Raw genomic sequence first — 13,301 nt, forward strand, 5'->3', positions numbered from 1 at the left:
CTTACGCTTTTAATTCCTGAATACGCTGAAGAACTTTCTCGCGTTTCTCGCTGTAGTCTTTTTCTTTCGCTCGTTCTTCTTCAATCACTTTCTCAGGCGCTTTTTTCATAAAGCCTTCGTTGCCCAATTTCTTTTGAACACGCTCGACTTCTTTGTTGTATTTTTCAACTTCTTTTTCAAGGCGCTGAATCTCTTCTTCAAGATTGATCAGTCCTTCAAGCGGAAGATACATTTCTACTCCGGTAAGAACCGCACTCATGGATTTATCCGGTGCTGAAAGTCCAGTTCCCAGCTTCAATGAACTTGGGTTACAGAACTTTTCAATGTACGCACGGTTGACTTCTAAAGCTTGCAGTACCTCTTCACTCTTCGCATTGATCTGAAGTTCGATCGGTTTGCTTGGTGCGACGTTCATTTCAGAACGAATGTTGCGTACCGTTCGGATCATCTCTGTCACCAGGTTCATGTCCTGAGCGGCTTCAGGGAAGTGGAGATCTTCGCGTTTCTTCGGCCATTCAGCAACTGTAATGGACTCGCCTTTGTGAGGAAGGTGCTGCCAAATTTCCTCGGTAATAAATGGCATAATCGGATGGAGGAGGCGCAGCGTGCGATCCAGAACATACGCCAGTACTGAACGGGTCGTCTGCTTAGCAGCCTCGTCCTCGCCGTACAGCGGCAATTTCGCCATTTCGATGTACCAGTCACACAAGTCATCCCAGATAAAGTTGTACAGAAGACGTCCAACTTCACCGAATTCGTACGTATCAATCAGCCTTGCCACATTTTCTGCCGTTTCATTGAAACGTGTTAAAATCCATTTGTCCGCCAGGTTAAGTTCACCAGTCAAATCAATTTCTTCTTCTTTTAAACCGTTCATATTCATGAGGGCAAAACGGGAAGCGTTCCAGATTTTATTGGCAAAGTTCCAAGTGGATTCAACCTTTTCCCAATAGAAACGAAGATCGTTCCCCGGTGAGCTTCCGGTAGAAAGGAAGAAGCGAAGTGCATCTGCACCATACTTTTCAATAACATCCATCGGATCGACACCGTTTCCGAGTGACTTACTCATTTTGCGTCCTTCTGAGTCACGGATCAGGCCGTGGATAAGAACATCATTAAACGGACGTTTGCCAGTGAACTCCATACCCTGGAAAATCATGCGGGCAACCCAGAAATAGATGATATCATAGCCCGTTACAAGCGCATTGGTCGGATAGTACCGTTTGAAATCAATTTCATCCTCATCCGGCCAGCCCATTGTGGAGAATGGCCAAAGTGCGGAAGAAAACCAGGTATCAAGAACATCGGTATCCTGCTCCCAGTTCTCCGCGTCTTGGGGTTCCTCATGACCAACGTACACTTCACCTGTTTCCTTATGATACCAGGCCGGAATTCGGTGCCCCCACCACAGCTGTCTTGAGATACACCAGTCGCGGATATTCTCAATCCAATGCAGGTAAGTTTTTTCAAAACGCTCCGGCACGAAGTTCACTTTTTCTTCTGTTTTTTGAAGCTCGATCGCTTTCTCGGCCAAAGGTTTCATTTTTACAAACCATTGAGTGGAAAGGTAAGGCTCAACAACGGCTCCGCTTCGTTCGGAATGCCCGACAGAATGCATATGCTCTTCAATCTTGAACAATACACCTGCATCCTGAAGATCTTTCACGATTTGTTTTCGGCATTCGAACCGGTCCATTCCTTGATATACGCCTGCATTGTCGTTCATTTTTCCGGATTCATCCATAACGAGAACACGTTCAAGGTTGTGGCGGTTTCCTATCTCAAAGTCATTCGGATCATGAGCCGGTGTAATTTTCACCGCACCTGAGCCAAATTCCATATCGACATAATCGTCGCCTACAATCTCAATCTCGCGGCCTACAATTGGCAAAATCGCTTTCTTGCCGATGAGGTGTTTGTAACGGTCATCTTCCGGGTGAACGGCGATTGCTGTATCTCCCAGCATGGTTTCCGGGCGTGTGGTTGCCACTTCGATATGGCCGGACCCATCCGACAAAGGATATTTCATATGGTAGAACGCACCTTGAACATCCTTGTAGATAACTTCGATGTCAGAGAGCGCTGTTTTCGTCTCTGGATCCCAGTTAATGATATATTCCCCGCGATAAATTAAACCTTTTTTGTAAAGGGTGACAAATACTTCACGGACAGCATCGGACAATCCCTCGTCAAGTGTAAAGCGCTCGCGGGAGTAATCGAGGCCAAGACCCAGCTTTGCCCATTGATTTCGGATAAAGTCTGCGTACTCGCCCTTCCACTCCCACGCTTTCTCCAAAAACTTTTCCCGTCCCAAGTCATAACGGGAAGTACCCTGTTCGCGAAGCTTTGCCTCGACTTTCGCCTGAGTCGCAATTCCCGCATGGTCCATTCCCGGCAACCATAATACATCATAGCCCTGCATCCGTTTGGCACGGCTCAGGATATCCTGCAGGGTAGTGTCCCACGCATGCCCAAGGTGCAGCTTGCCGGTAACGTTTGGCGGCGGGATCACGATGGAGTATGGCGTTTTCTCCTCATCGCCTGTTGCTTCAAAAAATTTGCCGTCCACCCAGTACTTGTACCAGGTTTCTTCGGTTGCCTTCGGATCATATTTCGTCGGCATAGAAAGTTCTTGTTTTTCAGTCGACATGAATGTCTCCTCCTCTATCTTTCCAATAAAAAAAGCCCCTCCGTCTCAAAGGACGAAAGAAGCATGTTCGCGGTACCACCTTTGTTTGCAAAAAGCAAAAGCATGGCTTTTTGCACACTCATTGACGGATAACGGTTTTTGCCGTCTTCTTCTAAAAAGAACAAACTTTTTTCAAAGAAGCTGCTCCAGGGCGACCTTCCAGCGCTGTTTCCTTAGAAAATCTCTCAGCTTTGATTTTCCTCTCTTTAAGGACAGTCGGTGTACTCTTCCCTTTCAACGCAATTCATATCATTTTATTGATCATATCCTATTTTAACTAGTGAATTGGGAAAACGTCAATAGCTTTCCCATTTGTTGTAACAATTATTCTATTCAACCAAAACAAAATGGTGCATGCACGGTTTTATTCACACTGGAGGTCCCTCATGAATAACCTGGTTATTAACCCAGATGAACGAAGGAAGGATTATGATGCCCAGACGCTATTTTAAAAGAAACCGAAGACCGCCATTTCAATTCCAGGTACCTGATTGGCTGCGGGCCGCACGGGACGTGGTCAGCCAATTTACCATACCGCTTATTGTATTCCAAATTATCCGTACTATCCTTTTTCCCTCCGGCATTGATTTTATGATTATTCTTATCCTGGTCATTCTGCATTTTTGTTTTTCCTACGAAGTCCTGTAAATCAAATAGATCACATATAGAAACCTATATGTGATCGGTGTTTGTATTGGTATCCAGAGGCTGTGGCGGCGGCGGTGTCAGGATCAGGTCACAGAAGTCACGGATATGCCGCATCGCCGAAATCCGCTTTTCAAGTCTGTGGACAAACTCAATTTGGCTGTACCGCTCCCTTTGATGCCGATATAAATCAACGGAGTGAAAAAGGGGTTCAGGATAGCTGATATAGCTGACGAGCAGGCTTTTTTCCTCATCCAGGAGCGGGATATGCCTTTGATAAAGCGACAACAGCCGTCCCCCCTCTTCCTTCGTCCAGTTTGACAGGTGTACTGCTTTTCTAAAAAAGACCGCCAAATCTCTTACAGGCGTATCCAATACAGCTTTCTCAAAGTTTAAAAGATGCGGCTCTCCGTGATGGGAATATAACAAATGATTACGCGAGAGTTTGCCGTGGCACAGCACACTCCGGTACCGTTTTTCTGAATGACACGCGTCATACCAGTCCTTCAGTCGCCGTTTAGCGTCTTCAGCCATTCTCATCATATGATGGAAATGGCTCAAATAGGTCAGTTCAAAAGGAGACATGTACGGCATGCGTTCGGACTCTTCCGCAAACCGTTCCATCTCAAGCTGCCGGGACTCCCAGCGCTGCATCAAATACTGAAACGAATGATCCACCACTTCAGGAGAGAAGTCCTGCTCCTTGAGCGTCAAGAAATGGATCTTGCCGATCTCTTCAATGATCACTTCTTCCCTTGTTAATCCAAACCGGTCTCCTCCCGCAAACCAGGGCATCAGGTAATAGGTTCTGTTGCCATATTGAACCGTATAATCTCCGTATTTTGTAGGATAGAGCGGGACAATCTGGTGATAGCCGATTTCGGACAACCTGTGGATCACATGAGTAAACCAGCTCGCTTCTTCCTCATTTAATGAGGTTTCTTTCAGCGCAAAGGTCCCTCTTCTGGAAATCACCTTTTTGACTTTGCCTACTTCCTCAATTTTTTCAGGATAGAGATCATATTGAAACAGAATCGGGCCATAATTAACCGTTTCGCTTGAATGGCTCACAGGGCTACCCTCTTTCGTTTATCGTCCATCCAGTCGGTAAAACAGTGGAGAAGAATTCTGTTAAAATCCCAATCTTGTTCAAAAGATTCCACATAACTGACGATGTGGGCCAGCTCTTCATTTTTTACCTGATCCACGCAATCCTGAAGCTCCCACGGCGTTAAAATCTCTGCAAGTAGCAAATACCCCTGTTCCCTCTCAAGTGAAAAATGTTCGTTTATGCAGGTTAAGAGTTTTCTGAGCGAATACGGACCGCACTCTTTCAGCCACTCGGTCAACAGCCTGCGCAACGGCCGGTATCCGTGCTCGGGATAGTCATCACTTCCCCGGTAAAACAGGATATTGAAAATCTGTCCTCCGTTGTTCATGTGGGTGTCCGAATCAAACAGCGGCAGCGGTACATGGCTTGAAGCTTTTTTTAGTTCCATTGCCAGATTAAGCCGTTTATTTGCTTCAGGCAGTGAGTTTTTTACACTCACCAGTTCATTGTATTCTTTACTTAGCTTATGGATGGCAGCGAGGCATGTATCAAACGAATAATGATCTTCCTTGGTGACGGAGCTGAACTCCCCCTGAAGTTCAAGCCCTGCCTGCAGCATATTGCCGATCAATAAGCCCCACCTTTTTTCATGGCCGCTCCGTTCGTGTGTTCCTTCGACATAATCATGCAGCGTCAAATACTCGTTTCCCATAACCACCCACGGCTTGCCTTCTGCTGTCCGTATCATGCGGTCAGCAACAGCGAGACTGTTCTTGCCTACTTCATCTCTCCACCGGACATGCCAGTCAAGAAGCGCCCGATCCTTCCACACTCGGATTTGTTTTACCCCGCAATCGGTATCCACAAGATGATCTTTTTCTTTCCAGGTTACCTTTTGAAGTTCATAATGTTTCTTAATCTCAAATAGTATGGTCATCTGTACCACCGCCCCTAACGGCTATGCGAGACGGGAATGTAAATAATCTGGCCTTCATTGACTTCTTCCTGGTTGATTCTGTTTACCCTGAGTAATGAATGGATGGACACATCATACCGCTCGCAAATACTGTCCAATGATTCTCCCCGCTGGATAATGTACATTTTTACTTTTGAAAACTTTTCTTCATTGCCGGAAAGCATTTTTGTCAGATACAGGGCGTTCTCTTCTTTTCTTGAAGGGGTAGTATGCTCCACTTCTTCTGGCTCTTCTTCATAAACTTGCTCTGCAGTTTCCCCGGTAACCACATCTTCGGTTTGTGCATACGCGAACGGAGAATAGGTGTCCGGCCGTTGTTCTTCCATCTGCTCATGATCATGAGAGTCGGTTTCAGCAAAGCTGTCCTCCACAGGATCGGTTTCTTCCTGTAGAAACGCAGGCACTGGCGGTACAGGCGGTGTATAGGAAGGCGTATAGTAGGATATCGATTTAAGCGCAGGAAACGCAGTTTCTTCTTCTTCCTCTTCACCTTGTTCTTCTTCCATGTTCATGGCCGGCTCTTCTTCAAGCGGTGAATATTCATCATCTTGCCGGTTGTAATAGATGGCTGGCTCTGAAAAATCATCCTCTTCGGCTTGATCCGGGACTGGCATTTCAAAATGCTTTTTAGATTCAAAAGAGAAAGGCGCAAAGATTTCCTCTTCCCCATCCCTTCGTTTCTCTTGCTCCTGTGCTTCTGGCTGATCGTTTTCATACCTGGCCTCAAAAACAGGAATTTCAAAGGCTTCAACTGCATCTTCTTCGTTATTGCTTGTGAATGATTCAAAAGCTTCTTCAACCGGTTGTTCGGAATACTCCTCTTCCTCTCGCTCTCCTTCATTGCTGTCGAGAATCCCTGATATGGAAACAGATGCCGTCAGTTCCAGGCATGTCGGATTCGGGAGCTCATAATCAAAGGCATCAACCAGTACAAAAACTTCTTCAAGCCGTGGCACACGCGACGAAGGAATCGTAATGTCTACCGGGAACCGATGATCAAGTTCTGCAATTCCTTCATCATTCATTTTCAATTGGGTCAATGAACGGTAGGATACCTGCTCTCTTAGAGAACCGGTTTCCAAATTAAGCGAACCGCCCTCATCCAGTACACATGGACGGTACTCACCATGCAGCTTCAGGGCTCCTTTAACACAAACCTGGCCATTTTCTTCTGTAACCTGAATTTCCGGCTCCATGGCCATCGATAAAACTTCCGCAACTTCCTGTCCTTTCTTTAACCAGACCGACTCCTCTATGGAGAAACGCAGTTTTGATGGATTCAACGCCTTTCTCCTCCTTTCAGCCAAATATCATACATTACAGGATTATGAACAGGTTTGGGAAAATATGATTGGAAAAGCAAGAAAGACGTTTACCGAGGAAAACCTGCACGCTTACGTCCAGGTTTTCAAAACGAAAAAAACTACACCCGGCAGATACACCGGGTGCAGTTTTTACGAAAGGGCTGTAACCCTTTGTTGCTCTATGAAGTAGTTGATTTCCGTTGCAGAATGCTCGCTTTTACCGGCGTAAACGCCTGCCTCACGGCGCAAGCGCCTCCCTCACGGCGCGAACGCCTCCTTTACCGGTGCTTGCACCTCACTGGTCTCACCTGTCCCGCATATCCTGCCGGAGTCTCGCATCCTTTCACTACAATTAACTTAACAACGAAGATGCTGTGCAGAATCTTTGCAATACAATTATTTTTTCAACTTGGAAAATGCTTTTTCGCAAGCGGCTATTGTTTTTTCGATATCCTCATCACTATGTGCGGTAGAAAGGAACAATCCTTCGAACTGGGATGGAGGAAGGGAGATGCCTTCTTGCAGCATCGTCTTGAAATAAGATGCAAAATAATCCAGGTTGGATGTTTTGGCACTTTCATAGTTCACAACATCCTGGTCTGTGAAGAAGAAACCAATCATGGAGCCGGCACGGTTCAGACTGTTCGGGATTCCGTATTTTTCAGCTGCCGCTGCAATTCCCTCGGCCAGACGGTCTCCTTTTCTCACAAATTCCTTGTAGGATTCGGGAGTCAGCTGGGACAGCGTTTCATATCCTGCCGCCATGGCGAGAGGATTTCCAGAAAGTGTTCCTGCCTGATAAATCGGTCCACTCGGCGCTACTTGCTCCATGATTTCCTTCTTCCCGCCATAAGCACCAACAGGAAGGCCGCCACCGATTACCTTGCCCAGACAGGTAAGGTCAGGTGTTACGCCAAAATAGCCTTGCGCACAGTTGTAATCGACGCGGAAGCCGGTCATGACCTCATCAAAAATCAGCAGTGAACCGTATTGCTTCGTTACTTCTCGAAGACCCTCAAGGAACCCTTTTTGCGGAGGGACAACACCCATATTTCCAGCAACCGGCTCCACAATGATACACGCGATGTCTTCTCCAAACTGTTCAAAGGCATAATGGACACTTTCAAGGTCATTGTACGGAACGGTAATCGTGTTTTTGGCAATGGACTCAGGAACTCCCGGGCTGTCAGGCAGTCCCAGTGTGGCCACACCCGAGCCGGCTTTAATGAGAAGAGAATCCCCATGACCGTGGTAGCAACCTTCAAATTTCAAAATCTTGTTTCTGCCGGTATAGCCTCGGGCCAGGCGCAGCGCACTCATTGTCGCTTCTGTTCCAGAGTTGACCATTCGGACAATTTCAATGGAAGGGACTCTTTCGACCACAAGCTCCGCAAGCTTTGTTTCCCACTCGGTAGGCGCCCCAAAGCTGGTGCCCAGTTCAGCGGTTTTCTTTAGGGAGTCTACGACTTTTTCATCGGCATGTCCCAAAATAAGCGGACCCCAGGACAGTACGTAGTCAATGTACTCATTCCCGTCAATATCATAGATTTTCGAGCCTTTTCCTCTTTCCATATATACCGGATCCATATTCACCGATTTAAAAGCACGAACCGGGCTGTTTACACCGCCTGGCATATACTGTTTGGCTTCCTGAAAAGCAGCACTTGATTTTTCAAAGCTTCTCATGTTTATATCCTCCTGTCCTTAACGGTTTAACCAGCGTGATACATCCTTTGCATGATAAGTGATGATCAAATCAGCGCCTGCGCGTTTCATTCCAGTCAGCGTCTCCATCACAATGCTTTCTTCATCAATCCAGCCGTTTTGGGCTGCTGCTTTGATCATGGAGTACTCCCCGCTCACATTATAGGCAACAAGAGGGAGTGGATAGCGGTCCTTCAGCTCACGAAGCACATCAAGGTAAGCCAAGGCCGGTTTTACCATAAGGAAGTCTGCACCCTCCTCAATGTCGGATTCAGCTTCGCGAAGAGCCTCCATGCGGTTGGCAGGATCCATTTGATACGACTTACGGTCACCAAATTGCGGAGAGCTGTGAGCCGCTTCACGAAACGGACCGTAATAAGCAGATGAATATTTAACAGAATAGGACATGATCGGCACATTTAAAAATCCGGCTTCATCCAACCCTGCTCTAATGGCCGTTACAAATCCATCCATCATGTTGGATGGAGCAATAACATCGGCCCCGGCTTTTGCCTGAGAGACCGCTGTGTTCGCCAACGCCGCAAGCGATTCATCATTCAGCACTTCTCCGTCCCTGATGATGCCGCAGTGTCCGTGATCTGTGTACTGGCACAAACACGTATCAGCAATCACGGTAAGCTGCGGGAAGCTCTCCTTGATGATCTTGATGGCCCTTTGGACAATTCCGTTATGGTCATAAGCCGAGCTGCCGACTTCGTCTTTATGATCCGGCACGCCAAAAACCATAACAGAACGGATGTTAAGGTCCACAAGCTCCTGCATTTCCTCATGAAGAAAGTCAAGGGATACATGGTAAACGCCTGGCATTGATGGCACTTCCTGCTTCACCTTTTCACCTTCTACAAAAAAGATCGGATAGATAAGATCATCTGTGTGCAAATGTGTTTCTCTGACTAGTGCGCGCATGCTTTCACTTGTGCGCAATCGTCGATGTCGTTTAAAGTTCATCATTGTTTCCCCTTTCCGAAAAAAATCCTCACCGCTTTTATTATACCTTCTTCCGTATAATCATTGGCAGTAATCAGCTTACGAAAGCCGGTTGCTTTTGCTTTTGAAGCAGTTACCGGTCCAACACAGGCAGCGGGAACATCTTGATAATCAGCCAGCCGGCTGCCGATTGTCTCACTGAAAAATGAGATACTCGAAGGGCTCATAAAGAGGAGCATGTCCACCTTGGCTGGAAGCTGCCGGGTATCGAGTACAGGGTTCTTTTTTGTCTCATAAACAATCATTTCCGTAACGTCCGCTTTACCGGCAAGCGTATTTTTTATAGTAGACTTCGCCAGGTTACCTTTAGGAACCAGCACCCTGCTGCCTGGTGTAACCTTGCGCTTTAAGAGAGCAGCGAGCTCCCCTCCTTCAAATCGTTCAGGAATTAAATCCACATAAATCCCCTGTCGTTTCAGGCTTTCTGCTGTTTTCCGCCCAACGGCTGCAATCTTCATGTTATTTAGGGACAACTTCTCGGCTTGCAGCCATTCAAGAAAATAGCGGACGCCGTTGACGCTTGTAAAGACGACCCACTCAAAGGCATCAAATTCCCGCCTTATCTCTTCTGCAGAAGCACCAGGATCTGCTTTTGTAATGTGCATCACTGGAAAACTGACCGCTTCTGCCCCTTCCTCCCTTAAACGGGTTAAGAGCTTCCGGGATTGTTCAACTGCCCTCGTAACAACAATTGTTTTCCCCGTTAACAGACTGGCATTCATATGCCCAAATCTTTCTTTACCTTCTCCAGAATATCTGCTGCTCCTTTAGCCTGCAGAGTGCCTGCTAATTCAACACCAAGCTTTTGTGCATCATTTGAAACGGCATGTTCCTTGATGATAGTTTTTCCATCAGGAGTTCCCACAAGACCGGTTAAAGAAATTTCGCCTGTTTTTGTTTTTTCCGCATAAGCCGCAATCGGCACCTGGCAGCCGCCTTCAAGTCTGTATAGAAAAGCACGCTCCGCCATTACCGTTTCAAACGTCTCTTTATCATTTATTTGCTGAAGATAATGATTGAGCTCTTGGTCGTCTTCTCTGCATTCGATGGACAATGCCCCCTGTCCCACCGCCGGAAGGCTTGTGGTGACAGACAGGTATTCTGTTACCGTGTCACTGGACCAGCCCATACGCTCGAGGCCTGCCGCAGCGAGTATGATTGCGTCAAATTCTCCTGAGCGCAATTTTCCAAGCCGTGTATCGATGTTACCTCTGATGGACTTGATGGAAAGGTCCGGCCTCGCGTTCAAAATTTGCGCAGCGCGGCGCAGCGAGCTTGTCCCGACGACTGCTCCGGACGGAAGATCTTGCAGAGAACTGTATTTCTCTGAAATAAACGCATCACGAGGATCTACACGTTTAGGCGTACACCCGATCATCAAGCCGTCTGGCAGCACGGAAGGCATATCTTTCATACTATGTACAGCCATATCAATCTCTTTGTTTAAAAGAGCCTGCTCGATCTCCTTTACAAACAGCCCTTTGCCCCCTACTTTGGAAAGCGTTACGTCAAGGATGACATCCCCTTTGGTAACGATTTCTTTTACCTCAAATTCAAAAGGGCACCCGAGGGCTTTTAACTGGTCAATAAACCAATTGGTCTGGGTTAGCGCCAATTTACTTCGTCTTGATCCTACTACGATTTTTCTCATCTATTTAAAACCTCCTACAAGATTGCCGTTTCCTACTGATACCAAAGATGAAATTCGGTCAGCGTCGATGCCAGAAAATAATTGATCAGGACAATCAGAAAGGCCGCCGTATTCCATATGGCCAGGGTTTTCCCCTGTAGTCCCCTGGCTACTTTTTGATACAAAAAGATACTATACACTGCAATAACCACAAAGGACGAAATCACCTTCGCATCAAGCAGAGAAAAGTCCTGTACTTTTAAGAATGCCCAGATGACACCCAATATTAAACTCAATAAAAGAATGGGCACTCCTGTTATATTTAAGCCGTAAGACAGCCGTTCCAGCGTGGAAAGGCTGCCCAGACGCTGAAGTCGCTTGTTCCACTTCTTCTGTTTCAGCAGCCTGTGCTGCAGCAGGTACATGATTGAAAAAATAAACGAAAGCGTAAACGTACCATACGAGATAAATGCCATGGTCACGTGTATAACCAAAAGCTCGGAAATGAGCCTGGTCGACATCTCGTCACTGACCCGTTCACCCGGAGCAAACAGATTAATAGACATAATCAGAAAACCGAGCACATTGGTAAAAAACACCAAAAAGTCGATTCTGAAAAACCAGTTTAACACCAAAGATAAGGTGACTAATATCCAGGCATAAAAAAACAAGCCCTCAAAAGGCGTCAAAATAGGCGGGCGCCCCATTTCCACCATACGCTGAACGAAAAAAACCGACTGAAGTACCCAGACAATAGAAAGCAACCAGAAGGCGATTCGGTTAGCCTTCCGGTTGTTTTGTAAAAAGTCGATAAAATAACCTATAATGCTCAGCGCATATAAAATAATGGTCGTATCGTATATCCAATTTGCGTTTTGCATATCAGAAACTCCCCTCTAGGAGCCCAGTGACATCTCCTTTACAGAGGCAGGGAAGGAGATGCTTCACGTAACTTTGATGTTTCTTTTTCCGTTTTCAGCTGTTGCTGTTTCACCTCTTCTTCAAGCGCAAAAATTTTGGTGAAAAATTCAAGCGCCTGATCTGCCCCGGGTTCCCCAGCCTGCTCTTTAATTCTTACGATCGGATCGCGGAGCAACTGGTTGACAATGCTTTTCGTATGCTTACTCAGCACCTTTTTCTCGCGATCACTCAAATGTGGCATTTTCCGTTCAATGCTTTGCATCGTTTCTGCCTGTACAGCGAGTGCTTTTTCACGTAATGCTGTAATCACCGGCACCACCCCAAGCATATTGACCCACGATTGAAAGGCTACAATTTCGCCTTCAATCATAATCTCGATCTTTTCCGCCTCTTTTTTACGTTCAGCGAGGTTGGCTTCAACAATACCTTCGAGATCATCAATATCATAAAGGAAAACACTTTCCAACTCATTTAAACCTGGATCCAGGTCGCGAGGAACGGCGATATCCACCATAAACAGCGGACGGCCTTTTCTTTGCTTAAGCAGGGATTGAACCATTTCCTTTGTGATGACATAAGACTCTGATCCGGTTGAAGTAATGACAATGTCGGCGATGTTAAGGACGCTGCCTAATTCTTCCATAGAGTGTGCAGTTCCATTGAATCGTCCAGCCAGCTCAAGTGCTTTTTCGTACGTCCTGTTCACTACGTGGACACTGGCGACACCATTGCTGTGAAGATGCTTCGCCGTTAATTCACCCATTTTACCGGCACCAACAATTAGAATATCCTTCTTTTCAAGGCCGCCAAAGATCTTCTTTGCCAGCTCAACCGCGGCATAGCTTACTGACACGGCGTTTTCCCCGATTTCTGTTTCGGAGTGGGATCGCTTTGCGAGTGTTATTGCCTGTTTGAAAAGATGGTTAAAAATCGTACCTGTTGTTCCCTCCTGCTGTGCAAGAAGAAAACTGTCACGGACCTGTCCAAGAATTTGAGTCTCCCCCAATACCATTGAATCCAGCCCGGCAGCCACTCTGAATAAATGTTCTACAGCAATCTCTTCCTCACGAATAAATAGAAATGGATTCAAGTCATTCGTGCCAATGGAGAACCATTCTGCAAGAAAAGATTTCATGTAATAGCGGCCAGTATGTAGCTGGTCGACGACCGCATACACTTCTGTACGGTTGCATGTGGAAACAATCGTGCATTCGAGAATACTTTTTCTTGCCCGCAATGCCTTATGTGCTTCCGCTAATTCAGTTGGTTGAAATGAAACTTTCTCTCGAATTTCAACAGGTGCGGTTTTGTAATTTAAACCGACAACAAGGATGTGCATCCCACTCACCCCCTTTTTCTCATCATAAAACTGC

11 protein-coding genes and 1 other annotated feature are annotated in these 13,301 nt (G+C 46.4%); of the genes, 1 reads left to right on the forward strand and 10 read right to left on the reverse strand.

The window, feature by feature from the left end; translation table 11 throughout:
- Nucleotide 1 precedes the first annotated feature (1 nt).
- Nucleotides 2-2,650 carry a valine--tRNA ligase gene (locus QNH15_RS16985; protein ID WP_283889432.1) on the reverse strand — a complete coding sequence of 883 codons (2,649 nt, stop codon included), beginning with the start codon at nucleotides 2,648-2,650 and terminating at the stop codon, nucleotides 2-4.
- Nucleotides 2,651-2,695: 45 nt separating this feature from the next.
- Nucleotides 2,696-2,936 (reverse strand) — a binding site (T-box leader).
- Nucleotides 2,937-3,118: 182 nt separating this feature from the next.
- Here QNH15_RS16985 and QNH15_RS16990 point away from each other — a divergent pair.
- Complete coding sequence (locus tag QNH15_RS16990; RefSeq protein WP_283889433.1) at nucleotides 3,119-3,337, forward strand: hypothetical protein; 219 nt, start codon at nucleotides 3,119-3,121, stop codon at nucleotides 3,335-3,337.
- Between the two features lie 24 nt (nucleotides 3,338-3,361).
- On the opposite strand, the gene ysxE is transcribed toward QNH15_RS16990, so the two are convergent.
- The 9 genes from ysxE to hemA form a co-directional block, all read right to left on the reverse strand.
- Nucleotides 3,362-4,405: a spore coat protein YsxE gene (ysxE, locus tag QNH15_RS16995; RefSeq protein WP_129474723.1), complete on the reverse strand. Its 1,044-nt coding sequence runs from the start codon at nucleotides 4,403-4,405 to the stop codon at nucleotides 3,362-3,364.
- On the reverse strand, nucleotides 4,402-5,322 hold the full coding sequence (locus tag QNH15_RS17000) for a hypothetical protein (RefSeq protein WP_283889434.1): 921 nt from the start codon (nucleotides 5,320-5,322) through the stop codon (nucleotides 4,402-4,404). The genes ysxE and QNH15_RS17000 overlap by 4 nt, the downstream gene beginning before the upstream one ends.
- A 14-nt stretch (nucleotides 5,323-5,336) precedes the next feature.
- Nucleotides 5,337-6,644 (reverse strand): LysM peptidoglycan-binding domain-containing protein, encoded by a 1,308-nt coding sequence (locus QNH15_RS17005; protein ID WP_283889435.1) that lies wholly within the window; start codon nucleotides 6,642-6,644, stop codon nucleotides 5,337-5,339.
- A gap of 417 nt (nucleotides 6,645-7,061) precedes the next feature.
- On the reverse strand, nucleotides 7,062-8,351 hold the full coding sequence (gene hemL / locus QNH15_RS17010; RefSeq protein WP_283889436.1) for a glutamate-1-semialdehyde 2,1-aminomutase: 1,290 nt from the start codon (nucleotides 8,349-8,351) through the stop codon (nucleotides 7,062-7,064).
- 18 nt (nucleotides 8,352-8,369) lie between these two features.
- A complete protein-coding gene (gene hemB, locus QNH15_RS17015; RefSeq protein WP_129474716.1) occupies nucleotides 8,370-9,341 on the reverse strand; it encodes a porphobilinogen synthase in 972 nt (323 codons plus the stop codon).
- Nucleotides 9,338-10,099 (reverse strand): uroporphyrinogen-III synthase, encoded by a 762-nt coding sequence (locus QNH15_RS17020; protein WP_283889437.1) that lies wholly within the window; start codon nucleotides 10,097-10,099, stop codon nucleotides 9,338-9,340. The genes hemB and QNH15_RS17020 overlap by 4 nt, the downstream gene beginning before the upstream one ends.
- Entirely contained in the window at nucleotides 10,096-11,028 is a 933-nt protein-coding gene (hemC, locus tag QNH15_RS17025; protein WP_283889438.1) for a hydroxymethylbilane synthase, read from the reverse strand. The genes QNH15_RS17020 and hemC overlap by 4 nt, the downstream gene beginning before the upstream one ends.
- Before the next feature lie 32 nt (nucleotides 11,029-11,060).
- The gene (locus QNH15_RS17030; RefSeq protein WP_283889439.1) at nucleotides 11,061-11,888 is read right to left on the reverse strand and encodes a cytochrome c biogenesis protein; all 828 of its coding nucleotides are present in this window, start codon (nucleotides 11,886-11,888) and stop codon (nucleotides 11,061-11,063) included.
- A 38-nt stretch (nucleotides 11,889-11,926) separates the two neighbouring features.
- Nucleotides 11,927-13,267, reverse strand: a complete 1,341-nt coding sequence (gene hemA / locus QNH15_RS17035; protein ID WP_283889440.1) for a glutamyl-tRNA reductase — start codon at nucleotides 13,265-13,267, stop codon at nucleotides 11,927-11,929.
- Nucleotides 13,268-13,301 lie beyond the last annotated feature (34 nt).

The organism is Fictibacillus enclensis (genome assembly GCF_030123385.1).
GTDB classification, from domain to species: domain Bacteria; phylum Bacillota; class Bacilli; order Bacillales; family Fictibacillaceae; genus Fictibacillus_C; species Fictibacillus_C enclensis.

Bases quoted from the DNA above. Each gene is read 5' to 3' on its own strand.
- hemC (WP_283889438.1), bottom strand. From the start codon at position 11,028: ATGAGAAAAATCGTAGTAGGATCAAGACGAAGTAAATTGGCGCTAACC.
- QNH15_RS16985 (WP_283889432.1), bottom strand. From the start codon at position 2,650: ATGTCGACTGAAAAACAAGAACTTTCTATGCCGACGAAATATGATCCG.
- QNH15_RS16990 (WP_283889433.1), top strand. From the start codon at position 3,119: ATGATGCCCAGACGCTATTTTAAAAGAAACCGAAGACCGCCATTTCAA.
- QNH15_RS17000 (WP_283889434.1), bottom strand. From the start codon at position 5,322: ATGACCATACTATTTGAGATTAAGAAACATTATGAACTTCAAAAGGTA.
- hemA (WP_283889440.1), bottom strand. From the start codon at position 13,267: ATGCACATCCTTGTTGTCGGTTTAAATTACAAAACCGCACCTGTTGAA.
- QNH15_RS17020 (WP_283889437.1), bottom strand. From the start codon at position 10,099: ATGAATGCCAGTCTGTTAACGGGGAAAACAATTGTTGTTACGAGGGCA.
- hemL (WP_283889436.1), bottom strand. From the start codon at position 8,351: ATGAGAAGCTTTGAAAAATCAAGTGCTGCTTTTCAGGAAGCCAAACAG.
- hemB (WP_129474716.1), bottom strand. From the start codon at position 9,341: ATGATGAACTTTAAACGACATCGACGATTGCGCACAAGTGAAAGCATG.
- QNH15_RS17030 (WP_283889439.1), bottom strand. From the start codon at position 11,888: ATGCAAAACGCAAATTGGATATACGATACGACCATTATTTTATATGCG.